This window comes from Hominimerdicola alba (assembly GCF_900109655.1).
GTDB lineage: Bacteria > Bacillota > Clostridia > Oscillospirales > Ruminococcaceae > Hominimerdicola > Hominimerdicola alba_B.
Map to the genome: position 1 here is coordinate 1 of NZ_FOAT01000028.1, position 22,428 is coordinate 22,428.

The window sequence follows — 22,428 nt, forward strand, 5'->3', positions numbered from 1 at the left end:
ATCCGGGAATTCAGGGAAATATTTGATAAAGGCTATCAGGCATTGCTATATTCTTTTATAGACAAATACAGTACCTGTGCAATCAAACTTATAAGAAAGTTCTCGGAAAGTATGAAAAACGATCTTGAAGCTATTGAGAATGCCGTGTCGTCGCCTTTATCAAACGGATTTGTCGAAGGCACAAACAACAAGGTCAAAATGGTGAAACGTACAATGTACGGAAGATGTGGGTGTAAGCTTTTGGCAGCGAAATTGATGGTGAAGGTTTAGGATTAATACGGATATTTGAGGGAGAGCCGGCTTTATCAAAGTTGCGACGTCGCAACTGACGAGGGGGACACTTGTGCAGGCACCGGTGGTTTTCATCATTCATTTTACCCTCTGTCCTTAAAAAAGGACTTGAAAACATGAAGATGATGTGATATAATTAAACACAGATAATGATATGCGAAAGGTGGTGAGAGCGTTGAAAAAGACAGGTGCTACATTTGCGTTCCTGATAGCTGTGGTGCTTCTGGTGATAGCTATGATATCGGAGATAACTCTGGTCTTTACCGTGAATTCTCAGCAGGCTGATGAAACGGGCAGCAGCAGGCTGGAGATAGTCAGCCGTGAACTTGAACAGACCATAAACGATGCCCGCAGCAAGGCAATGCGATTCGCTGTGACAGCCCAGAATTATGCAGGCGACCGCGGAAAGCTGGAAAATCTGGTAACTGAATACAAAAGCGAGATACGTCAGGAGACTGACGGCGTTTGCTATAACGTCTATGTGGCGGGGAATGACTGGTATATCATACCGGGTTTAGACGCTCCCGCCGATTATGATGTAAATGACAGAGAATGGTACAAGGGCGCTCTCCGAAGCGGTGGAGGATCCTATGTTACTGACCCCTACGTTGATGTGGTCACAGGGGATATCTGCTATACGGTATCGGTAATGCTGGCAGACGGCGAGACCGTTGTGGCTATGGATTACACCATGGAGGATATCCGCAGGCATATATCCAAGATGTATGCCGATGGCGAAAGGGAAGCTGTGATAGTCACCGAAAAGGGAATAATCGCGGGCTGTACAGATGAATCCCGGGTGGGCTGTGAGATAATGAAAGATATGCCCGAATACGGCGGTATATTCTCTCTTGCTAAGGGCAGCGACGGTTCTGTACACGTGCGGCAGAAGGGTCAGAACCTCTTTGCTGTAAGGTCGGGATTCGGCTGGTATCTTATCGTCAGCGAGGACAACTGGTCGCTGTACCGCAATTCGTATATGCAGATGCTGGTGATGATAGGCATATCGCTGGCAGTGTTCATAATGCTGGCGGTGATGTACGTTAATACCGCACGCTCGGCGCAGCGTTCCCGTAAGATGCTGGAACACAATGAGGTCTTTCTGAAAAGCCTGACAGTGGGCTTGCAGGAACCTCTTCACAAAATAATATCCGCTGCCAGTCCCGAAAAATTGAAGAGTTCAGCAGGTCGTGAGAGACAGTTCGAGATCATCCGCGAGAGCGGGCAGAAGCTGGGTGACATGATAGGAAAGATAGTTTCCTATAACAGTATAGTCAAAAAGGAGAACAGTGAAAAGCGCAGGGATGACGGCAATAAGGGGCTGACGATAGGCGTTAATTTCAGGCGGCTGATAATAATCGCGCTGATGCTGGTTTTCGTAATGAGTATGTACGTGAATACCACATCCACCCTGAGATGGGGAAGATCACAGATGAGGGAAGAGCTTGATGGATATTCGCAGAAGCTTTCTTCATGGGTCAGTGCCGAGAAGAGCGTGCTGGATATGTTCTGTTCCATGATATCCGCCGAGCCCGAACTTGTTGATGATTATGACGCGGCGGTGAAGCGTCTTGATGATATAACCTCGCAGTACAGCGATATCTCGGTGAGCTATATAGTCAATCCCGAATGGGAACACCCGGTAATAATGAACAACGGCTGGGAGCCTGATGACAAATGGCACGTTGAGGACAGGGAATGGTACAGAGACCTGGCAGGATCCGAGAACGGCTGGTGCATATCGGCACCCTATTTCGATGAGCAGACAGGGGTCTACTGCGTGACTTTTGCCAAAAAAGTATACGACGCCCATACAGGCAGGTACATCGGCAGCTTCGGCATAGATTTTTATATGGATAAGCTGGTTGATCTGCTGGGCACCGGATATTCGGGCAACGGCTATGCTTTCATCACAGATAAAGAGGGTACGATAATAAGCCATCCCAACGGCAGTTACAGGCTGACTGTGGACAATATGACCAATGTGGCTGAACTGCCATATGTTTCAGCTAAACCTGACGGCAGCGATGTTTCCATAATATCCGATTACGATGGCAAACTCCGTGTTGCCATTGCAAGCACCCAGACGGGATCGGGATTCACGGTGTATGTGATGAGGAATGTACTGAGCGTTTACAGCAGTGTGCTTGTGTACGGCTCAATATGCGTAGTGGTACTGCTGGGCTGTACTATTACGGTGTATATCCTTATGCATCACCTGATAGCTTTGCAGAACAGGGCGAACCGTCAGCTGAAAGAATCGGCAGATGCGGCTATTGCGGCGGACGAAGCAAAGAGCACTTTCCTTGCCCAGATGTCCCATGAGATACGGACGCCAATAAATGCAGTCCTCGGTATGAACGAGATGATACTTCGTGAATGCGATGATAACAGTATAAAGGAATACGCTCTGAATATCCAGAGTGCGGGACGGACACTGCTCTCGCTGATAAACAGCATACTGGATTTCTCGAAGATAGAAGACGGCAAGATGGAGATAATCCCTGTTACCTACTCTACGGCTTCCATGATAAACGATCTTGTAACATCTGTGGCGGCCAGGGCGGCTGACAAAAACCTGAAACTTGTCATCAACGCCGACCCTGATCTTCCTGCCAAGCTTATCGGTGATGATATGCGCATAAAGCAGGTCATATCAAACCTGCTGACCAACGCTGTGAAGTACACCGAAAAGGGAAGCGTGACCCTGACGGTGCGTGCTGAGAACGTTGGAGAAGATGAACTGACTCTGTATGTTGAAGTGGGTGATACCGGCATAGGTATCAGGGAAGAGGATATGGGCGCTCTGTTTGAATCTTTCAGGCGGCTTGACGAACAGCGCAACAGGAGCATCGAGGGCACAGGGCTCGGCATGGCGATAGTTACCAAACTGCTGGGCATGATGGACAGCGAGCTCCATGTGGAGAGCATATACGGCGTTGGAAGCACGTTCTGGTTCAGCATGCCACAGAAGATATCTGACCATACTCCCATGGGTGACAATATCCGCAGGAGCATGGTGAGCGAGAAAGTATCCGAGACCCATATCTACGCGCCCTCTGCCGAGGTGCTGGTGGTAGATGATAATGAGATGAACATCAAGGTGGCTGTCAGCCTGCTGAAAATGTACGGCATTGTCCCCGAGACTGCATTATCGGGCTATATGGCGCTTTCGCTGATACGTGAGAAGCGGTATGATGTTATACTCCTCGACCACATGATACCCGGCATGGACGGCATAGAGACACTGAAACGTGTATGTGATGAGGGTATGCGCGATTCGGACACCGCCTTTATCGCCCTGACAGCAAATGCTGTTGTGGGAGCAAGGGATATGTATATTCAAGCGGGATTTGACGATTATCTCGCTAAGCCCATCGACAGCGAACAGCTTGAAAAGACCCTGAAAAAATATCTGCCCGAGGAGAAGGTCACCACTGTCACGAAAGACGCGAAGGCCGAAGGAAAAGCCGATGAAGACAGATTTACACTGAAAGAGCTTCAGAGGATGAGTTCGCTGAACGCTTACGTCAACCCTGTTGTGGGTCTGGGCTACTGCATGGATTCAAAGGAGTTCTATCTGGATACCCTTGACGGTTATGTGGAAGCCGACAAGGTCATTCCCATAAAAGCAGCATTCATCGAGAAGCGGTGGGACGATTACAGAGTGAACGTCCACGCCGTTAAGAGCGCTTCACTGACCATAGGCGCACAGATGCTCTCGGAGAAAGCCAAGGCTCTGGAATTTGCAGCCAGGGACGGTGATACTGATTATATCCTTAGCAATCACGATGCCTTTATTGAGGAATATTCACGATGTCTGGCGGGTGTGGAAGAGATGCTGAAAGCTTTTGAAAACAACTGATAAAACAAAGGCACTTCTGTTGTGATATGCAGAGGTGCCTTGTTTGCATTACAGTGCTTTATTTACGGCGGGCTTTATGGGGTGTCAGCCGCTGTAGCGTAAGCCCTGCTCAGCTGTTTTCGGGCTCGGGCACGGCTTCTCCTGTGGACTGGTTTATCCAGACGCCCTGAGAGTTCAAACCGTACAATTCACCTGTGGCAATATCCCACACGGTAGAGCCCGGTGCGATAGTCCTGGGTATGGAAGCCCCAAGATAGGGTATCTCCTCGGCGCTGTCAACGGCAAATTCCATGCGGCATACAGCTGTGTCCTCGCCCATGCCGATCAGTTGTTCTTTCAGAATGGTCATATTTCTGCTCCTTTCGTGATGAAAACTTTCCGCACCCTACCGATGGGGTGTCGGTACAGGCACGATGATAATGAAAAACGTTTTTCACTATCAGCTAAAATGCGGGAAAAGTTGTACGTTTTTGTACAACTCTTGCAGAAATATGTCTGAGTTAAAATAAAAATCATGAAAGCGAACAATATCACCGCGGTGGGTTTGTGTACAATGCTATCCACCAAGCCCGAAACTTACGGACAGCGCCGAATCAACTGCGGACATAGCGCCCTTGTCCAGCTGCCCCATCTTCTCCCTCAGCCGACGTTTATCCAGGGTACGTATCTGTTCGAGAAGCACCACCGAATCCCGTGAGAGCCCGCACCCTGTCCCCAGAGTGATATGGGTGGGCAGACGGGCTTTATCCTGCCTGCTGGTTATGGCAGCGGCTATCACCGTAGGGGAATGGCGGTTGCCTATATCGTTCTGCACGATGAGCACAGGACGGAGCCCGCCCTGCTCAGAGCCCACAACGGGACTGAGGTCGGCGTAATAAATGTCACCTCTGTGAACGGTCATATAAAACACTCCTTGTGGATAAGATCTCTGTGGATATTATTCCCGTTTTCCGCGGGATGATTCACCCGCAGAAAATTTCTCCCGATGTATTATATGCTGAATGTCCGCCTGCTGACAATGGGATGAAAACTATCTGCCGAACCTGAACAGAAGCGTTTTGGGGATATAAGTGAGTTACGCACGTGATGTATTCTTATCATCGATATATGTCGAACTATATGTGGTATATAAAATGATATATAATAATGATTTTTTGAAAAAAATGCTTGACATTTGCTTCTCTGCATGATATAATAATTAAGCTGAATGTGTGGAATTCAGTTCCCTCAAAAATTAATCAATGCGGCAGTGCTGGAACTGGCAGACAGGCACGTTTGAGGGGCGTGTGTCCTTGACGTACGGGTTCAAGTCCCGTTTGCCGCACCAACAACAAGGCTTCTAAAACAGCGTAAATGCGTAGCTTTAGAAGCCTTTTGTTTTTATAATATCAGCGTTTGTGTACTGTTTGTGTACTACTGTGCAATAAAACGGCAGATTTGGAATGATTTTGTTCCAGATCTGCCGTTTTTTGTTATCCCAATTTTTCTGTCGAATTATGGCTGCCGTTATTGTTACTGCTTATTGTTAGCCTTAATGTGTCAGCTACTGCTTCCATAGCTTCTGCATTAGCTTTATCCATTGAATGAGCATAAATGTTCAAAGTCGTTGAGGTTTGAGAATGCCCTAAACAAGCTGATACAGTGCGGATATTTACTCCGCTTTGGATAAGTAAACTGGCGTTCAAATGACGTAGGCTATGTAACCCAAGAAAACTTATGTTATTACGGTCACAAAACTTTTTGAACCAATTATACGGAGTTGCACCGTCCATAACTTTACCATTCCAAGTTGTAAATAAGCGATCTGTTTCATTCCATTGGTCGCCGACTTTTAAAAATTGTTTAGCTTGTTCCGCTTTGTGAATTTTTAAAATGTTAATTACCTCGGCAGGAAATTTAATATCACGTACAGAGCCTTTTGTTTTAGGTGTATCGGTATAATGACCTTTTTCCTTGGTGTAAAGAGCGGTTCGTCTGATGCTTACTACATTTGTATTAAAATCGACATCTTTCCACTCCAGTCCAAGGAGTTCACCACGCCTGAAGCCACCATATATAGCAAGTGTTAAAAAGGCTCTGTATTTTGTTGGGGCTTCCTGCAGAAGTGATAATAAATGCTGTGTTTCTTCAAGCGTATATATTTCCTTTTCATGTTCTGCAATTTTAGGTAATAAAACATTTTTGCACGGATTATCCGAGATCATTTGCATTTTCTCGGCATAGCTGAAAACCATTGAAATAAATGTCGAATAATGCTTTATGGTTTTGGGAGAAAGTTTACCGCCTGTACGAATGTTTATTCCCTCTCCCCCGAGATCGTTTATAAATTTTTGTATAATGCGTGCATTTATCTTATCGATTCGTAAATGACCTATAGCCTTATATGTTCGTGCTTTAAGCTGTTTAGTGCGTTCAAGAGTTTTGGGCTTATAGTTTTTTTCGGCATAAGTTGAAAACCATTCCTCAGCCACTGTCTCGAATTTTGCCGCATTGACGATCATGTTCCCTTTGCACTGTTCCTCGAACATAACAGCAAATCGGTTTAGCTCTTTCTCGTTCTGCATTTTGCTTCTTTTGGGGTCGGGGTGCCATGTGGTCGATTGCGTAATTTTGCGTCCGCTGACATCGTAACCACACGATACACGAATAAGATAACTATTGCCACGTTTTTTGATGTAAGCCATAAAAACAGTCCTTTCCAAAAAATAAAATTCTTTTATTGAAAAAATACGCAAATAACTTTTACTAAAGTACTGTATTACGTTACTGCATATAGTATAAGACAGTATCATGAGTTTTGTAAACTGAAAGGACGCTAATGTTATTAATTTTATAAAAAATTTACCAAGATGGAAATATGAGTAAAGCAGATGGCTGCCTTCAGAGTTAAAAAAATTAAAAAGATTTTATAGAAATAATACTCAGGAACAACAAGAAAAAATCATGAGGACCCTACTTACTTATATTAGAATTTTGAAATCTGACTATACCTTTACCAACCACTTAAAATTCGGCTCGACAAGAATATATTATGCTGAGGTTCTCTTTCTTCACCGCCGACGGTGGGAAAGAGAGAACTGCCAAACTCTCATTATATTCTTTTAAACGATATTAAGTCAGATGTGTCAGGGGGATAACCATATTTTGAAATTATCTTGCTAAAAAATAATAAGGGGGTGAGTTCATGAGCGGAGAAGAAGTAAGAAAGCTGATACTGGCAAATAATGTAAAACTTTGGGAAGTGGCAAAAAAAGCATTCGGGATATCTGACGGCAATTTTTCAAGAAAACTGCGCAAAGATTTTTCCGATGAGGAGCTTCAAAAAGTTATCGTTGCCATCGAGGAACTAAAGTCTGAAAAGAGAAAAACATATGAACTCTTTCAGACAATCGAAAGCAAAAAATAAGGAGGATAATTATGAATGAAAAACTAATACCAAGAATGAGAACAGTTAGACAAGCGGCTTCAGAAACAGGGGTTTCTGAATATTTTGTAAGGCAGCTTGTAAAAAACAAGGAAATTTATTATGTAAGATCGGGTAAGAGAGTTTTGATAAATCTCGATCTGTTTATCCGCTTTTTGAACGGAGAAACTATAAATAATGGAGGATACGATTATGAATAATATATTTGGTATTGATACCATAGAAATAGTTGCGAACAAGCGTTTGATAAACGCTTATAATTCGCTATTTGTTCCGACTCATTATCTGGATTCAGTCCGTACCAAGTACGTAATGAACCCAGATTTCATCAACGGTGGTATAACTGTTGAAAAATATAGTGATTATATGTCGTTGATAGGTGAAGCACTGCAAGTTGCAGGGATAGAAGCACCAGTAATAAGGAGGATAGATTTTCGTGTAGATAATTTTGTCGATGAATATGAGAAGCATTATAAACTACATAAGTTTATGATTCTTTGTTTAGCGATGTCATATCATAACATTCAGAGTTATGAAAGCTATGATCCTGTGACCCAAGACATTTTATGTATTCGAGCTCAAGGAAAATATTGGGAAGCAGAGTACTATAATAAGCTCAAGCAAGAGCCGAAATCGGGAATCAAGTCCCGCTTTGAAATGCGAGCCAAAGCAGGCTCGTATCACGTAGGAGATGAGAGGAGATATTTTGATCTGTACTCTGAAAGATTGATTAAAATCACAAGTAAACAATATTTGCTTAATGTGGCTGAATATTTAAATGATTATTTGAACGATAAATGGGAGCAAGAGAAAAAAAATATTTCCAAACGAGGGTTTTTAGAAAAATATAGTGATAATATTTTTATGAAAGAACAAGCTATTGGATTATGCAATATGCTCGGCTATAAAGATCCTAAACAGACTGCCTCCAAATTGGATATTAAATATATAAGCCATAAAGAATTATCGCTTTATGTAAATGAGTTGATCACTCTAGGTGATCGCTTTTTTGAAAGCTAAATGTATAAAAAATACATTTTTAAAAATATTCATGAAGCGATATAAACTCGCAGATAGTAGGAAAAGTGATGTAATAGTGTTTTTGATATGTCTAAATAACAGTCATTACTCTTATATTAGATGGTTTGTTTTGGTTTGTCTTAGTTGAGTTAACACTATGATTGAGGAGAGAAAATATATGATTATAATGAACTTAGCAGAACAGCATAAAAAACTTAGAATAAATGAACATGATAGAAGAGCTGAAAGAGCGTATTGGAAATATGTTGAGTGTGATGGTGTTCCAGAGGGCTTTTATTTAAAATGCAGTTACTGCGGATATGATATCAGCAGGAAAGATGCAGACCATATATGCGCAAACTGCGGAGCTCGTATGAGCTATTAAATTAGCTTGTATAAAGGAGCGGACAGTGTGGCAGTATGTTTATACTGACGAGAACGTAAAACGCATTGTACAATATTTTTATTAGCAATAAACCTGAATAAACCACAACTACACAAACTGAAATAAAACTACTTATATAAAAGCAATGTCGTAAACAAAAATCGGCATTGCTTTTTTTATTTTGCCTTTTTATGTTAACTACAAAAATAAGAAAACAGATATTTTTATTTTGTTAGGCTGCCTTCACATGATTATTTATTTAAGTTATAAAAAATATATAAACTCTATCCGAACATACTCGTATTGCATATTGTAGGATTTAATGTTATAATATACCCGATAAAGAAATTTAAGGGGAGGGGCTTATGAACACATTTGTCTGCCCTCACTGCGGGGGTGAAGTTCCCGAGGGTATGCGGTTTTGTCCGCACTGCATGACTGTGCTTGCCGAGCCGCAGGCTATTGAGATAGGAGCGAAAGGCAGGAAAAAGAACAGTTTAGTTTTTATAACAGTCCTGTGTGCTTGTATCGTGACAGGGGCGGCTGTATATTTTGCTGCAAGAGGACATAACGATATTTCCGTACAAAAAAATAACACAGACACTGAAGTAAGTGCCGATGTATCGGAAGTATCGGAAACAGAAAGTTTTACAAGTGATGTTGATTCGTGGGTCGATAGTATGACCGAAAGCATACCTGATAATATTGTTACTGATGAAAGCAGTTCTGCCGAAAGTCACGATGAAACTGAGAGTTCTGCAGACAGTTCGGTAAATGAGCATATCACGGAACAAGGCATCACAACCGAGAGCCTGTATGCTGATATAAAGGACTGGTGCGGTACACATCCGCCTAAGTATTTCGGTGTGGAGAGTGCTGAAGATATATCCGCCGAGCAGGACGGAGATACTATAATGTTTGCATTTGCCGACAAAGGCGGAGCAAGGATATTTATCGGAACGGATAAGGACAAAAATGCAAGCCTTATTATACGGTTGAATAATATCTCCGCAGATGGCAATAACGAGCACGGAGAAGAGTTATTATCTGCATTGGGCGAGATACTTTTCGATACTGATCTCAGCGGCAGGGACGGTAATTTTACAGAGAACGGCTATGCTTTCGAGGTCATCTGCACCGACTATCCCGATATGTTCTATACCGAGTACCTTATCATAGCCGAAAAGCTATAAAGTGGCTTCACCGTGGGAATATAGCTCGTTATTTGTTTCGATGACGGACTTATGGTTTTCTATGCAGAATATCAGTATGCTGTCACGCTTGTTTTTAGCATAGAGGAAAGGGTAGCCCGATAGTTTTAGAAAGCTCTGCACTTCGTCAAGAATCAGCCCCATGGCTATAAGTATGGAAAGCACCTTGTCACGGGCAGGAGCTTCCTTTACCCCCGAAAATATCTGATAGGCATATACCTGGCTTACTTCCGACCTTGCTATGACCTCGGATTTTACAAGACCCTTTTCGGCAAGGATATTTTCAAGCATTTCGGAAACCTTTTTGCAAGATATGTTCTCGGCGTTGTCCGAAAGATAGCTGTCGATGCTATCGGCAGATCTGATCTCATTAAGCAGTTCGTCTGTGGATTTTTTCATGGTGATCTACTCCTTTTTATTTGCTGTATTATAGATTATAATAACACGCTTTATCTGATTTTACAAGGGGGCGGTAATATAAACCTCTCGGAAATTTTATCTGCCGAATACACGCTTGTATCGGTGCTTAACAGCAAGGAAAACAGCACACTGATACGCTATCGGAACAATAAACTGGGCAGAGATATAGTAGTACGCAAGTTAAGCACTGACAGTAATACAGATGTTTATCGAAGACTCTCGTGGGTCTGCCATGAGAACTTAGTGCGGATATACGATGTCGTTACCGAGCAGGACTTCACCTATATCCTTGAAGAATACATAGGGGGCATAAGCCTTTCGGAACTTGTGCCGATGAACGAAAAGGGCGCACGGACGACAGTGATACAGATAGCGAGGGCGCTGTATGTTCTGCAAACGCTGGGCATCATACACCGTGATATAAAAGAGGACAACGTGATAGTTACCGAGGACGGCACGGTAAAGCTAACCGACTTCGATATATCAAAAATATACACCGAGGGCAAAAGCCGTGATACACAGCTTCTGGGTACGTCCACCTATGCCCCGCCCGAGCAGTACGGACTTGCACAGACCGACAGCAGGAGCGATATATACTCTCTCGGTATACTTGCAAACAAGCTAGTCACTGGCAAGCACCCGTCTGCCTCGCTGTACACCAAAGGCAGGCTCGGTAAGTTTATAGTCAAGGCAACGAATATCAGCCCCGACAAGCGTTTTAACTCTGCCGAAGATGTACTGGCGCACTTTCGTTAAATATAAAAATTATGCTGTCAGCATAAGACAAAAAGATCCTCCTGTGGTATAATCACCATAGGAGGATCTTTAAAGTTCATCAATATTCTCCGCTAATATTTTGACCGTGTTGAGGAATTTGCTCACCTGCTCGGGTGAATGATTTTTTAATTCTGCCGAAATGCTTTCGAGAACACCCACATCACCGTTCTCGTTTTTGACATCAAGCAGAAGATAATCAAGGCTTATTTCCAGCACGGTCGAAATGCTTATGGCAGTATTAAGTGAGAGCTGCCTTGAAGCACGTTCGATATGCCCCACATAGGAAGGCGTGATACCGCAAAGCTCCGCCAGCTGTTCCTGACTGAGCCCCAGCTTTACCCTGCGTGAGCGTATCCTCTCGCCAACGGCGGTAAGGCTTAAATTATTGTTGCCGTCATTCATTTACATCACCACCAACATTATACATTATGAACAAATATGATGTAAATATACTGTGTGTCATGATATTGACAAATAGTACATGATAGTGTATAATGTAGTTAATCCGATGGGGGTTAATGTTGATTATAGCTAATTGAAGGAGGATCGGTTCATGATAGCTTTAGGAATTTTTTTTACAATTATGGGTGCGATATTCATATTGTGTGGTCTGACAAGTATTGATTCATTTGGTGGTACATTCTTTCTTATTTCAGCGGCTGTAACTGCGTTGGGAGTATTTTTGTGGTGCATGGGACGGAGGAGAGAGGCTGATATAATGGAGCAAGAACAGGAAGCTATTCAAAACGGAACAACGCCGCCTAAAAGGAAAGGACCTATATTCGCAACGATAATATTTTTCTTATTGTTGCAACTCCGTTTGTGCTGTTGTTTATTTCTGATACATCTGTTAACAAAGCACCTAAAATTTTCAAAGATAAATGTGAAACTACGATTACAACGACCACTGTTGCCTCTCAGACAACTACTGTACAGACAACCACAACAACCACAACGACCAAAGCAGAAGCCGAGCCAAAAGTGGAGTATGATCTTACAACAAAAGAAGGTAAGCTCGAGTATTTGAGACACAGTGATCTGTCCTTATATGCAGCTGCAAATGCCGCAGGTATGACAGGCGGTGTATTTGGCTTTGATCCAAAAGAAGATGGGATCTTTGTAGCGTTCGCAAAATGTGAGGGCGAAGGTGTTGATATTTCGGGTAAAAGTGTTGCAGCGGCACTGGAATGTAACTACACAGATGCTAAATGGGTCTTTGAGGACGATGACTACTGGAACATAAGCTTTGCACTTGGCGATGTTAATGATAATACAACAAAGATATTCTTTAACGTTCATGATGACGGTACGATCTTTTCATCCTTGATGCCGTCTGATGAGGTAGAATATTTATATAATGTTATACAAGCGTTTGGAGATGCTCCACTCGGAGACGCACCGATAGCGTGAATATGTAAAAACATAAGATAAAGTTATACAATAAGGAGGGAATAGTATGAAAAAAATACTGGCAGTTTTACTATCAATGGTCATGGCAGGTATACTTTCGGGGTGCGGAAGTACGGGCAGTACGGACAAGGAAAGCTCAGCACAGGAAACTACGACCACAACAATTACTACGGCTGTGCAGACGACTACGACAACTATTGAGTCTGATACGAGTGAAGTACAGATTGAGGATAGCAAGTCTGATAAAGAATATTTAAAACAGTATATTACTGACTATGTTAATACTCTTCAAGAACACTATCCAGAGATTGGCAGTACTGATGAAGAACTAGTGATAAGTGATAAAGGTGATCTTAATGCAACAAAAGTGGTCACTTTGAATGAAAAGAATTATTCGATAAATGTTTCTTTATGTGACGGAAAATTATATGAAATAAGATTTGGGTTAGCATCCGGTGAAATCAATGGTGTAAATTATTCGGATTGGAACACGCTATATAATTCTTATTTCATCGATGGAGATACAAGCAAAGGACATATAGAATCCGTTGAACAAACAGAGAAGCAAAACAGGGACTACACAGAAGCGGTGCTAAAATTAGCAAGTGTTGTTACTCCTAACATTATAGATGATCAGTCTATTGGTAAGTTCACTGATGAATTTTTTAAAGACTTAGCAAATAAAAAAGAGGGATTAATATTTTCAAAGTTGAAATATGATGACTATATGTATGAGCTTTACGCAAACAAAGTTTCTGAAGGTTATATTGATACATATTATAGTTTAGTAGTATGTGCTCCAGGTGTGCTGAAAGATAGCGATGATGTTATCCATATTGTGCTTGATGATAGTGGCAATGCTAATGTTCAGGAAGTAGAATATCCAGACGTAGATGAATCTACTGCATTTAAATATGCGGACTTATTCAGTACCGAGTTTGAAAACTATATATCGGAATTGAGGAAAAAGAATGAAATGCCTGTGTCTCCTGAATCATGTGAAGCAATTGATCTTGATGGAACAATTGCAGTAGGTAGATATACTGATAAAATACGAAGTGTTGCCAAAGAGAATAATATCCACGGATTTGTCTATCTTGTATATTATTATGATTATACAGAAAACGACTACGTGCTTGGAATTTATTATACACCTAAAAATCAATCCGATATTTTAGGAATTGGTCCAAATGTTTTTTGGAGTAATTTCAACGATGATGTAAAAACCTTTGAAGATGCTTGCAAAAAATGGGATAATTATGCTAAAGATAATTATTTTTCAAGTGATATGACATTAGATAACAGCAAAGCTATATTGGAAAAATATAAAAGAGATTAAGTGTGATCAAGGAGGTAAAACTATGGATTCGGGAGTAATGATCGGTTTGATATGTGTTGCTTTGATACAGCTTATAATGGTCATAGCTATCCTCAGATTGTCTGACAACGCAAAAGAGATATTAAGGATATTATCTGACTGGGAAGAACGCATCAAGAATAAAAAATAAACCGAAAAACACTCCACCTGACCGCAAACTCGGGTGGAGTGTACTGTTTGTGTACTAACGATGTGATACGATCAATTATATTATACCACGATATGCAGCATTCGTGCGCACGAAATACCACGTTTTGATACGATAGATATCGATATAGAACCAGAACGAATGTGCTATTACTTATTCAAGTCCCGTTTGCCGCACCAACAACAAGGCTTCTAAAACAGCGTAAATGCGTAGCTTTAGAAGCCTTTTGTTTTTATAATATCAGCGTTTGTGTACTACTGTGCAATAAAACGGCAGATTTGGAATGATTTTGTTCCGGATCTGCCGTTTTTTGTTATCCATATTTTTCTATCGAATTATGGCTGTCGTTATTGCTATCACTTATTGTTAGCCTTAAAGTGTCGGCTACTGATTCCATAGCTTCTGCATTGGCTTTAGCCATCGAATGAGCATAAATGTTTAAAGTCGTTGAGGTTTGGGAGTGCCCTAAACAAGCTGATACAGTGCGTATATTAACTCCGCTATGGATAAGTAAACTAGCGTTCAAATGACGTAGGCTGTGTAATCCAAGGAATCTTAGGTTATTACGGTCACAAAACTTTTTGAGCCAATTATACGGAGTTGCACCGTCCATTACTTTACCATTCCAAGTTGTAAATAAGCGATCTGTTTCATTCCATTGGTCGCCGACTTTTAAAATTTGTTTAGCTTGTTCCGCTTTGTGAATTTTTAAAATGTTAATTACATCGGCAGTAAATTTAAGATCACGTACAGAGCCTTTTGTTTTAGGAGTATCGGTATAATGACCTTTTTCCTTGGTGTAAAGAGCGGTTCGTCTGATGCTTACAACATTTGTATTAAAATCGACATCTTTCCACTCCAGTCCAAGGAGTTCACCACGCCTGAAGCCACCATATATAGCAAGTGTTAAAAAGGCTCTGTATTTTGTTGGGGCTTCCTGCAGAAGTGATAATAAATGCTGTGTTTCTTCAAGCGTATCGGTAATTTGAGCAATTAAGTATTGAAGTGATCATGAGACTAATTCCAACTGCACCAAGGCTCACCCACTCCTCATACCATCTCACCATATCTCATCCATAAAAAATCGGACAGCATAAACTGTCCGATTTTTTATTAAAAGTATTGGCTAACTAAATTATTTAATTGTCGCTTTATATCATTAAAGTCACAATCTAGGTCCAAACTTTTTACACCAATAGTATTGCCGCTCATTGAATATTCCTGATCGGGCTGAATGAAATCATCGGTTTTGGCATATAGTAGCAATCCAGAGACTTTCTTGTCCGATCCAGCCTCCAATGATTTATTCTTCGTATATGTAAATATTTGATACAGGTTTCCCGAATGTATATTATTAAAAAACGTTTGTGTTGATGAATACGATGCGTTAGCAATTCCCGGTGGCTTTGAGGAATTTGGCTTTTATGAAGAAGCCTTTTCAAAAGAGTTATCAGATGTAATTAACACGTTCAATCATCAACACAAGATGATAGCAACAGTTTGTGTTGCAGCTCTAGCACTTGCTCATAGTGGTATATTGACCGGTAAAAAAGCAACAACTTATCATCTAAACAATGGATTCCGACAGAAACAGCTTGCAGAATATGGTGTGGAAATTGTGAATGAACCTATTGTTAAAACGGATAATATAATTACATCATATTGCCCACAGACTGCTCCGGAAGTTGCATTTGTTCTTTTGGAAAAACTGATAGGAACAGAAAAAATGTTCAAAGTTAAATCGGCTATGGGATTTAAATGAAGTTCGATTAATTCTGAATTATCTTCATAACAACATACTCTTAGAGATATTTATCACATCAAAAGTATACATTCTGAGCATACATAAGTATAAGATATAAGCATTTTACATATTGAGCAAACTATGCTATAATGAGTACAGGACGATATAGAACAGCATGATTTTTCATGCTTATCCCGACCACATCTGCAAATATCGCTGCATATGCGGTCGGTCTAAGCGAAAAATCTTATGCCGTACTATATCCAAAACCTGTACTCTTTTTTTGTGGGGTGATAGAATGAAAGTGACGAATACAAGCATTTCCGACAAGGAACTTGCGGAGGTTTTATCTCAGGCAGGAATGGACGAGAAGCAGATAAAGGCTTTTCTTTCCGTGTGCTGTGACAAGAATTGCTGTGCCGAAAAGGTGCGTATCCTACGGAATGCAAGGCGTTCTCTGCTTGATTCTATCCACAAGGAACAGGCATTGCTGGACAGGCTTGATTATGTAATATGGTGTACGGAAAACAAAAGCTAATAAACGGAGGTATGTATCATGTTAGGAAATTTCAGCTACCACAACCCGACCAAGCTCTATTTCGGTGAGGACTCTCTCAGCAATCTGAAAACTGAGCTTGCAAACTACGGCAAAAACATTCTGTTCGTATATGGCGGAGGTTCTATCAAAAAAAGCGGTCTGTATGATGAAATTATTGCTATCCTGAACGACTGCGGTAAGAATGTTGCCGAGGTCGCTGGCGTTATGCCTAATCCGACTTCAGACAAGCTGAATGAGGGCGTTGCGATTGCCCGTGAACATAAGACAGATTTTATCCTTGCTGTGGGCGGCGGTTCTGTATGCGACTATTCAAAAGCTGTATCTGTTTCCGTTCACTGTGATGATGATCCCTGGGATAAATACTATATCCGCTTTGAAGAACCGACCTGCGAGATCGTTCCCGTCGGCTGTGTGCTGACAATGGCAGGTACAGGCTCAGAAATGAACGGCGGTTCTGTCATAACCAATCACGAAGCAAAGCTCAAGATCGGTCATGTGTTCAGTGACGATGTAATGCCGAAATTCTCTATCCTCAATCCGAGATACACCATGACGCTCCCGAAATATCAGATGGTGGCAGGTATCTACGATATTCTCAATCATATCTGCGAACAGTATTTCTCAGGTGAGGACGACAATACCTCTGACTACATCAGCGATGGGCTTATGAAAAGCCTTATCCACGCAAGCCGTATCGCTGTGAATGATCCGCAGGACTATGAAGCTCGTTCCAACATCATGTGGACTGCGACATGGGCACTGAATACGCTTGTTTCCAGAGGAAAGACTGAGGATTGGATGGTGCATATGCTCGGTCAGGCAGTTGGTGCATATACAGATGCTACCCACGGAATGACACTGGCTGCGGTATCTCTGCCGTATTACAGATATATCATGCCTTATGGCTTAAAGAAGTTTGCTCGTTTTGCAACCGAGGTATGGGGCATATCCCGTGACGGTAAGACCGATGAACAGCTTGCTAATGAGGGCCTTTCCGCTATGGAAAGCTGGATGAAGGAGATCGGACTTGTGATGAACATCAAAGACCTCGGTGCGACAGAGGATATGATCGAGGGTATCGCTGATGCGACTATTATCCTGAACGGCGGTTACAAGGTGCTTGACCGTGATGAGGTCGTGCAGATTTTGAAAGAGAGTATGTGATACTATGAGCATCACAGTAAACATCTACTACACCGGCGTAAACGGAAACGCCCGAAAATTCGCAGAAGAAATGGTACAAAGCGGTACAGTGGACAAAATCAGAAACGAGGAAGGCAATCTCCGCTATGCCTATTTTCAGCCGTTTGACGATCCCGAAACGGTACTGCTGATAGACCAGTGGACAAGTCAGGACGCAATTGATGTCCATCATGCTTCGCCAATGATGCAGACGATAGCAGAGCTTCGGGAGAAATACGGGCTGAAAATGAAAGTAGAACGGTATATCTCCGATGAGGAGGGTATACCGGAGAAAGATAACAAATATATCGTGAAATGAGGAGGCATTCGTATGAAAGCATTGATAATCTATTTCAGCAGAGCCGATGAAAACTATGCCGTCGGTTACATTGACAAGGGCAACACCGAGATCGTAGCAGAGTTTGTGCAGGAGCTGACAGGTGCGGATATGTTCAAAGTCGAGCCTGCTGTTCCGTATGCGGCAGACTACAAGACCTGTATCGAAGAAGCAAAACAGCGTATCGGCAACGCTCCAATCAAGGAGAAGCTTGCGGACATTTCCGCCTATGACACGATTTTTATCATGAGTCCGATCTATTGGGGAACTTATGCTCCCGAAGTTGAAACAGCGCTGACAGGGCTTGATTTCAGCGGTAAGACCGTCAGAGTCATCAGCACACATGAAGGCTCAGGTCTTGCAAATATGGTCTCCGATGTGAAGAAGATGTGCAAGGGTGCAACTGTTGACAGCAAAGGACTGGATATCGTCGGATCAAAAGCAAAGGATTCTAAGAATACCGTTGCCGAATGGCTGTGAGGAGGTCACACTATGGCAGAAAAGATAGTACAGACCGCTGGCAGAGATGCCCTCGGTAAGTTCGCTCCCGAATTTGCACATTACAACGATGATATTCTTTTCGGTGAGAACTGGAACAACACCGATATTGACCTGAAAACACGGAGTATCATCACGGTAGTCGCTCTCATGTCGCAGGGCGTGACAAGCGATGCCTTGAAATATCACCTGATGAACGCAAAAAATCACGGCGTATCACAGAAGGAAATCGCTGCCGTCATTACCCACACAGCATTTTATGCAGGCTGGCCGCACGCTTGGGCTGTGTTCAACCTTGCGAAAGGCGTATGGAACGATAAATCTCCTGAAATGACCGACAAGGACAGATTCCAAAACGAGATTTTCTTCCCGATAGGCGAACCTAATCCATATTGCGATTATTTCGTTGGAAACAGCTATCTTGCTCAGGTATCAAAGGAACAGCTCTCTGTTTTCAATGTGACCTTTGAGCCTGCCTGCCGCAACAACTGGCATATCCACCACGCAAAAAGCGGCGGTGGTCAGATGCTGATCTGTGTCGGCGGTCGGGGCTACTATCAGGAATGGGGCAAGGAAGCAAGAAAGCTTCACCCAGGAGATATTGTGAATATCCCTGCAAATGTCAAGCACTGGCACGGTGCCGCACCCGATTCGTGGTTCTCACACCTTGCGATAGAAATCGAGGGCGAGGACGGAAGTACAGAGTGGTGCGAACCTGTTTCCGATGATGATTACAATAAACTGAAATAAACGAGGTATCGGCATGAACTATATTACTTTATCAAACGGCGTAAAAATGCCGCAGTTAGGCTACGGCGTATTTCAGATACCGCCTGCCGAAGCAGAACGCTGTGTAACCGATGCGATCTCGGTGGGCTACCGTTCTATTGATACTGCACAGGCTTACGGCAACGAGGAAGGTGTCGGAAATGCTGTCAAGAAAAGCGGTATCGCAAGAGATGAATTTTTCATCACAACGAAAATATGGATTTCCAATGCGGGCTACGAAAAGGCAGCGGCTTCTATCGACAATTCGCTGAAGCTCCTGCAAACCGACTATATTGACCTTATGCTGATACACCAGCCTTTCGGTGATTACTACGGCACATGGCGTGCTATGGAGGACGCATACAAGGCAGGAAAGCTGAGAGCTATCGGCGTTTCAAACTTCTATCCCGACAGACTTGTTGACCTTGCTTCGTTCAACGAGATCATGCCTATGGTCAACCAGGTCGAAACGCACGTTTTCTGGCAGCAGAAGTACGCAAGAACCTTCATGGATAAGTACAACTGCGCCCATATGTCATGGGGGCCGCTTGCTGAGGGTAAAAACGGGTTCTTTACGAATGAGGTACTCAGCGAGATCGGTGCAAAATACGGAAAGAGCGTGGCACAGACCGCACTGCGTTTTCTTCTTCAGAAAGGCGTTATCCTTATCCCGAAAAGCACTCACAAGGAGCGTATGGAGCAGAACTTCGACATCTTTGATTTTGAACTGACAGCCGAGGATATTGCGAAGATCGAAGCTCTCGACACGGGAAAGAGCATTATTATCGAACATCAGACGGGTGAAGCGGCAGAACAGTTTGTGAGCTGGTCGAAATAAGAATAGCACGGAGGTAACAGCTATGAGAAAACTATCGCTGATTCTTTCTGTTTTTATGTTATGCCTCACAATGACCGCCTGCGCCAGCAGTGAACCTGATTCTGCTCCAAGCGTTGCATATAATGATAAGGCAGTCGTGCAGGAAAAGCTAAATAAATCCGAGAGCAAAACAGACCACAATTCAGGGGATAAACAGTCCGAAGCTGTTACTGATACCGCCGAGCCGAAACAAACCGAGCAGGCTTTCGATAGCACAAACGTCCTTGTAGCGTACTTCTCCCGTGCCGATGAGAATTATTCCGTCGTAACGATAGAGGTCGGCAATACGCAGATACTCGGAGAGTATATTGCAAACGAGGTCGGTGCGGACAGCTTTCATATCGAAACTGTAACGCCCTATCCTACAGGCTATGACGAGTGTTGTGATATTGCAAAGCAAGAGCAGAATGACAACGCCCGTCCCGAATTGAATGGTAGCGTTGAAAATATGGAGCAGTATGACATCGTGTTTCTCGGCTATCCGATCTGGTGGGGCGATATGCCGATGGCGGTCTATACTTTTATGGAGAGCTATGATTGGTCGGATAAGGTCGTTATCCCGTTTTGCACTCATGAGGGCAGCGGACTTTCGGGAACTGACAGCAGTATCGCAAGGGTGACGGGTGCACAGGTGCTGACGGCTATTGATATGCGCGGAAGTACGGCGCAGGTATTAAATGACGATACCAAGCAGACCGTCCGCACCTGGCTTGACGAATTGGGCTTTTGATATGAATACAAAGACGAAGATCAAAACTGCCGCTGACATTTTTATGACAGCGGCATTGCCCGTATTGATGTGCTATTCCATTGTCGGTGAAACGGCACACGAAATAGTCGGCGTTGCGATGTTTGCACTGTTTATCCTGCACCATATCCTCAATTTCGGCTGGATAAAAACACTTTTCAAAGGCAAATATCCGTCAAAGCGCATTGTCGGAACAATCGTAAATGCTGCGGTACTGATATGTATGCTGGGACTTATGTACAGCAGTATCATGATCTCAAAGCACATCTTCACTTCCCTGAATCTCGGCGGTGCAGGTTTTGCAAGAACGGTTCATCTGCTATGCGCCTATTGGGGGCTTGTGCTGATGAGCGTTCATCTCGGTATGCACATATCGCAAATAGCGGCGAGGATAAAGCTGAAAAGTAAGGGTCTGATACGGACTTTGCGTATCCTGTTCGGCGTGATCGGTGCTGTCGGTATCTATGAGTTTATTCAGCTGAAATTCACCGACTATCTGTTCGGCAGAGTGACGTTTGTTTTCATCGACACCTCGGTTTCGGCTGCGCTGACAGCTATGCGGTATCTGACAGTCATGGCTTTGTTTGGATATTTCGGATATATCCTGCAAATCCTGTTCAATAAGAAGAAAACGGCGGTTCAGTAACGAGCCGCCGTTTCGTTCTATTATATTGGAACGACAGATGTACGCAAGTGCTTACATTTGCCGTTATTGCAGGGGAAATTGGTTGTTTTATGCTTATGGTTAATAAAGATGTTTTCATATGGTTGCGATGTCTGAATGAATGCAAGTTCACTTTCGGGAGATCATTTGCAGCGCAGGTCTTTGTCAACCATGCAAAAGGGCTTGTGCCGTTCATCTGCTGACCGTCCCACGTGGTAAATAAACGCTCTGTGCTGTGCCATTTATCCCCAAGCTTAAACCGCTGTGAGTTCTGGAAGTTGCGGAGCTGCTTGATAGTAAAGATTACGTTATTGGGCAGGGTCAAGGCTCTGACTGAGCGTGGACTTTTAGGCTCTGTGTCATAATATCCGAGTTCCTTTGAATAGTGAAGGCTCTCCCTCAAATATCCGTATTAATCCTAAACCTTCACCATCAATTTCGCTGCCAAAAGCTTACACCCACATCTTCCGCACATTGTACGTTTCACCATTTTGACCTTGTTGTTTGTGCCTTCGACAAATCCGTTTGATAAAGGCGACGACACGGCATTCTCAATAGCTTCAAGATCGTTTTTCATACTTTCCGAGAACTTTCTTATAAGTTTGATTGCACAGGTACTGTATTTGTCTATAAAAGAATATAGCAATGCCTGATAGCCTTTATCAAATATTTCCCTGAATTCCCGGATGCATACTTTAAGGCTGATTATGATGGGATATTTA

Annotated in this window: 27 protein-coding genes and 1 tRNA gene; 21 read left to right on the forward strand and 7 right to left on the reverse strand. The window is 42.9% G+C overall.

Annotated elements, in window-relative coordinates; genetic code table 11:
* Both BMY75_RS16620 and BMY75_RS16625 read left to right on the forward strand, forming a co-directional pair.
* Window positions 1-270: transposase (locus BMY75_RS16620; RefSeq protein WP_170844337.1), on the forward strand; the 270-nt coding region annotated here is incomplete at its 5' end.
* Between the two features lie 196 nt (window positions 271-466).
* Window positions 467-4,156: a hybrid sensor histidine kinase/response regulator gene (locus BMY75_RS16625; protein ID WP_242940271.1), complete on the forward strand. Its 3,690-nt coding sequence runs from the start codon at window positions 467-469 to the stop codon at window positions 4,154-4,156.
* Window positions 4,157-4,265: 109 nt separating this feature from the next.
* Here the strand turns inward: BMY75_RS16625 and BMY75_RS16630 are convergent, their stop codons facing one another.
* Both BMY75_RS16630 and BMY75_RS16635 read right to left on the reverse strand, forming a co-directional pair.
* On the reverse strand, window positions 4,266-4,505 hold the full coding sequence (locus BMY75_RS16630) for a hypothetical protein (RefSeq protein ID WP_074836192.1): 240 nt from the start codon (window positions 4,503-4,505) through the stop codon (window positions 4,266-4,268).
* 207 nt (window positions 4,506-4,712) lie between these two features.
* A complete protein-coding gene (locus BMY75_RS16635; protein ID WP_024858606.1) occupies window positions 4,713-5,057 on the reverse strand; it encodes a type II toxin-antitoxin system PemK/MazF family toxin in 345 nt (114 codons plus the stop codon).
* A gap of 342 nt (window positions 5,058-5,399) precedes the next feature.
* Between BMY75_RS16635 and BMY75_RS16640 the strand changes: the two genes are divergently transcribed.
* Window positions 5,400-5,483, forward strand: a tRNA-Leu gene (locus BMY75_RS16640).
* A gap of 145 nt (window positions 5,484-5,628) precedes the next feature.
* Here BMY75_RS16640 and BMY75_RS16645 read toward each other — a convergent pair.
* On the reverse strand, window positions 5,629-6,840 hold the full coding sequence (locus BMY75_RS16645; RefSeq protein ID WP_074836195.1) for a tyrosine-type recombinase/integrase: 1,212 nt from the start codon (window positions 6,838-6,840) through the stop codon (window positions 5,629-5,631).
* A 500-nt stretch (window positions 6,841-7,340) separates the two neighbouring features.
* Between BMY75_RS16645 and BMY75_RS16650 the strand changes: the two genes are divergently transcribed.
* The 5 genes from BMY75_RS16650 to BMY75_RS16670 all read left to right on the forward strand — a co-directional run bounded on the left by BMY75_RS16650 (window position 7,341) and on the right by BMY75_RS16670 (window position 10,178).
* Window positions 7,341-7,562: a hypothetical protein gene (locus BMY75_RS16650; protein WP_074836198.1), complete on the forward strand. Its 222-nt coding sequence runs from the start codon at window positions 7,341-7,343 to the stop codon at window positions 7,560-7,562.
* Window positions 7,563-7,573: 11 nt separating this feature from the next.
* Entirely contained in the window at window positions 7,574-7,780 is a 207-nt protein-coding gene (locus tag BMY75_RS16655; RefSeq protein WP_074836201.1) for an excisionase family DNA-binding protein, read from the forward strand.
* Window positions 7,773-8,600: a hypothetical protein gene (locus BMY75_RS16660; RefSeq protein WP_074836204.1), complete on the forward strand. Its 828-nt coding sequence runs from the start codon at window positions 7,773-7,775 to the stop codon at window positions 8,598-8,600. The genes BMY75_RS16655 and BMY75_RS16660 overlap by 8 nt, the downstream gene beginning before the upstream one ends.
* Before the next feature lie 157 nt (window positions 8,601-8,757).
* Window positions 8,758-8,985, forward strand: a complete 228-nt coding sequence (locus tag BMY75_RS16665; RefSeq protein WP_170844338.1) for a hypothetical protein — start codon at window positions 8,758-8,760, stop codon at window positions 8,983-8,985.
* A 365-nt stretch (window positions 8,986-9,350) separates the two neighbouring features.
* Window positions 9,351-10,178, forward strand: coding sequence for a zinc ribbon domain-containing protein (locus BMY75_RS16670; RefSeq protein ID WP_074836209.1), 828 nt, complete (start codon window positions 9,351-9,353; stop codon window positions 10,176-10,178).
* Here BMY75_RS16670 and BMY75_RS18140 read toward each other — a convergent pair.
* Complete coding sequence (locus BMY75_RS18140) at window positions 10,173-10,595, reverse strand: hypothetical protein (RefSeq protein WP_051506319.1); 423 nt, start codon at window positions 10,593-10,595, stop codon at window positions 10,173-10,175. The two genes, BMY75_RS16670 and BMY75_RS18140, sit on opposite strands and share 6 nt — an antisense overlap.
* A gap of 123 nt (window positions 10,596-10,718) precedes the next feature.
* On the opposite strand from BMY75_RS18140, the gene BMY75_RS18145 reads away from it, so the two are divergent.
* A complete protein-coding gene (locus BMY75_RS18145; protein WP_074836212.1) occupies window positions 10,719-11,372 on the forward strand; it encodes a serine/threonine-protein kinase in 654 nt (217 codons plus the stop codon).
* A 69-nt stretch (window positions 11,373-11,441) separates the two neighbouring features.
* On the opposite strand, the gene BMY75_RS16685 is transcribed toward BMY75_RS18145, so the two are convergent.
* On the reverse strand, window positions 11,442-11,795 hold the full coding sequence (locus BMY75_RS16685; RefSeq protein WP_013499286.1) for a helix-turn-helix domain-containing protein: 354 nt from the start codon (window positions 11,793-11,795) through the stop codon (window positions 11,442-11,444).
* A 426-nt stretch (window positions 11,796-12,221) separates the two neighbouring features.
* Between BMY75_RS16685 and BMY75_RS16695 the strand changes: the two genes are divergently transcribed.
* From BMY75_RS16695 to BMY75_RS18150, 3 genes are read left to right on the forward strand one after another with little or no spacing between them, the layout of a single operon-like run.
* On the forward strand, window positions 12,222-12,803 hold the full coding sequence (locus BMY75_RS16695; RefSeq protein WP_139199892.1) for a hypothetical protein: 582 nt from the start codon (window positions 12,222-12,224) through the stop codon (window positions 12,801-12,803).
* A 46-nt stretch (window positions 12,804-12,849) separates the two neighbouring features.
* Entirely contained in the window at window positions 12,850-14,142 is a 1,293-nt protein-coding gene (locus BMY75_RS16700; protein ID WP_074836220.1) for an LptM family lipoprotein, read from the forward strand.
* Between the two features lie 22 nt (window positions 14,143-14,164).
* Entirely contained in the window at window positions 14,165-14,311 is a 147-nt protein-coding gene (locus tag BMY75_RS18150; RefSeq protein WP_170844340.1) for a hypothetical protein, read from the forward strand.
* A gap of 331 nt (window positions 14,312-14,642) precedes the next feature.
* Here BMY75_RS18150 and BMY75_RS17570 read toward each other — a convergent pair whose 3' ends face one another.
* A complete protein-coding gene (locus BMY75_RS17570; protein WP_081350602.1) occupies window positions 14,643-15,323 on the reverse strand; it encodes a tyrosine-type recombinase/integrase in 681 nt (226 codons plus the stop codon).
* A 354-nt stretch (window positions 15,324-15,677) separates the two neighbouring features.
* Between BMY75_RS17570 and BMY75_RS16715 the strand changes: the two genes are divergently transcribed.
* The 9 genes from BMY75_RS16715 to BMY75_RS16755 all read left to right on the forward strand — a co-directional run bounded on the left by BMY75_RS16715 (window position 15,678) and on the right by BMY75_RS16755 (window position 21,688).
* On the forward strand, window positions 15,678-16,091 hold the full coding sequence (locus BMY75_RS16715) for a DJ-1/PfpI family protein (protein ID WP_074836228.1): 414 nt from the start codon (window positions 15,678-15,680) through the stop codon (window positions 16,089-16,091).
* Window positions 16,092-16,371: 280 nt separating this feature from the next.
* Window positions 16,372-16,611, forward strand: coding sequence for a hypothetical protein (locus tag BMY75_RS16720; RefSeq protein ID WP_074836231.1), 240 nt, complete (start codon window positions 16,372-16,374; stop codon window positions 16,609-16,611).
* 18 nt (window positions 16,612-16,629) lie between these two features.
* Window positions 16,630-17,796, forward strand: coding sequence for an iron-containing alcohol dehydrogenase (locus BMY75_RS16725; protein ID WP_074836233.1), 1,167 nt, complete (start codon window positions 16,630-16,632; stop codon window positions 17,794-17,796).
* A 4-nt stretch (window positions 17,797-17,800) separates the two neighbouring features.
* Complete coding sequence (locus tag BMY75_RS16730) at window positions 17,801-18,133, forward strand: putative quinol monooxygenase (RefSeq protein WP_074836235.1); 333 nt, start codon at window positions 17,801-17,803, stop codon at window positions 18,131-18,133.
* Between the two features lie 12 nt (window positions 18,134-18,145).
* Window positions 18,146-18,631 carry a flavodoxin gene (locus BMY75_RS16735; RefSeq protein ID WP_074836238.1) on the forward strand — a complete coding sequence of 162 codons (486 nt, stop codon included), beginning with the start codon at window positions 18,146-18,148 and terminating at the stop codon, window positions 18,629-18,631.
* A gap of 12 nt (window positions 18,632-18,643) precedes the next feature.
* Window positions 18,644-19,399: a carboxymuconolactone decarboxylase family protein gene (locus tag BMY75_RS16740; protein ID WP_074836241.1), complete on the forward strand. Its 756-nt coding sequence runs from the start codon at window positions 18,644-18,646 to the stop codon at window positions 19,397-19,399.
* A 13-nt stretch (window positions 19,400-19,412) separates the two neighbouring features.
* Window positions 19,413-20,255 carry an aldo/keto reductase gene (locus BMY75_RS16745; protein WP_074836244.1) on the forward strand — a complete coding sequence of 281 codons (843 nt, stop codon included), beginning with the start codon at window positions 19,413-19,415 and terminating at the stop codon, window positions 20,253-20,255.
* A gap of 22 nt (window positions 20,256-20,277) precedes the next feature.
* Window positions 20,278-21,024 (forward strand): flavodoxin, encoded by a 747-nt coding sequence (locus BMY75_RS16750; protein ID WP_074836247.1) that lies wholly within the window; start codon window positions 20,278-20,280, stop codon window positions 21,022-21,024.
* Window positions 21,025-21,067: 43 nt separating this feature from the next.
* Window positions 21,068-21,688, forward strand: coding sequence for a DUF4405 domain-containing protein (locus BMY75_RS16755; RefSeq protein WP_207646286.1), 621 nt, complete (start codon window positions 21,068-21,070; stop codon window positions 21,686-21,688).
* Window positions 21,689-22,124: 436 nt separating this feature from the next.
* Here the strand turns inward: BMY75_RS16755 and BMY75_RS16760 are convergent.
* The coding region (locus tag BMY75_RS16760; protein ID WP_139199894.1) for a transposase at window positions 22,125-22,428 on the reverse strand (304 nt) is incomplete at its 5' end.

Coding starts and splice junctions, on each gene's coding strand:
- BMY75_RS16685 (WP_013499286.1), bottom strand. CDS start 11,795: ATGAATGACGGCAACAATAATTTAAGCCTTACCGCCGTTGGCGAGAGG.
- BMY75_RS16635 (WP_024858606.1), bottom strand. CDS start 5,057: ATGACCGTTCACAGAGGTGACATTTATTACGCCGACCTCAGTCCCGTT.
- BMY75_RS18150 (WP_170844340.1), top strand. CDS start 14,165: ATGGATTCGGGAGTAATGATCGGTTTGATATGTGTTGCTTTGATACAG.
- BMY75_RS16655 (WP_074836201.1), top strand. CDS start 7,574: ATGAATGAAAAACTAATACCAAGAATGAGAACAGTTAGACAAGCGGCT.
- BMY75_RS16755 (WP_207646286.1), top strand. CDS start 21,068: ATGACAGCGGCATTGCCCGTATTGATGTGCTATTCCATTGTCGGTGAA.
- BMY75_RS16650 (WP_074836198.1), top strand. CDS start 7,341: ATGAGCGGAGAAGAAGTAAGAAAGCTGATACTGGCAAATAATGTAAAA.
- BMY75_RS16730 (WP_074836235.1), top strand. CDS start 17,801: ATGAGCATCACAGTAAACATCTACTACACCGGCGTAAACGGAAACGCC.
- BMY75_RS16745 (WP_074836244.1), top strand. CDS start 19,413: ATGAACTATATTACTTTATCAAACGGCGTAAAAATGCCGCAGTTAGGC.
- BMY75_RS16720 (WP_074836231.1), top strand. CDS start 16,372: ATGAAAGTGACGAATACAAGCATTTCCGACAAGGAACTTGCGGAGGTT.
- BMY75_RS16740 (WP_074836241.1), top strand. CDS start 18,644: ATGGCAGAAAAGATAGTACAGACCGCTGGCAGAGATGCCCTCGGTAAG.
- BMY75_RS16645 (WP_074836195.1), bottom strand. CDS start 6,840: ATGGCTTACATCAAAAAACGTGGCAATAGTTATCTTATTCGTGTATCG.
- BMY75_RS16735 (WP_074836238.1), top strand. CDS start 18,146: ATGAAAGCATTGATAATCTATTTCAGCAGAGCCGATGAAAACTATGCC.
- BMY75_RS18140 (WP_051506319.1), bottom strand. CDS start 10,595: ATGAAAAAATCCACAGACGAACTGCTTAATGAGATCAGATCTGCCGAT.
- BMY75_RS16750 (WP_074836247.1), top strand. CDS start 20,278: ATGAGAAAACTATCGCTGATTCTTTCTGTTTTTATGTTATGCCTCACA.
- BMY75_RS16725 (WP_074836233.1), top strand. CDS start 16,630: ATGTTAGGAAATTTCAGCTACCACAACCCGACCAAGCTCTATTTCGGT.
- BMY75_RS16660 (WP_074836204.1), top strand. CDS start 7,773: ATGAATAATATATTTGGTATTGATACCATAGAAATAGTTGCGAACAAG.
- BMY75_RS16630 (WP_074836192.1), bottom strand. CDS start 4,505: ATGACCATTCTGAAAGAACAACTGATCGGCATGGGCGAGGACACAGCT.
- BMY75_RS16670 (WP_074836209.1), top strand. CDS start 9,351: ATGAACACATTTGTCTGCCCTCACTGCGGGGGTGAAGTTCCCGAGGGT.
- BMY75_RS16665 (WP_170844338.1), top strand. CDS start 8,758: ATGATTGAGGAGAGAAAATATATGATTATAATGAACTTAGCAGAACAG.
- BMY75_RS16700 (WP_074836220.1), top strand. CDS start 12,850: ATGAAAAAAATACTGGCAGTTTTACTATCAATGGTCATGGCAGGTATA.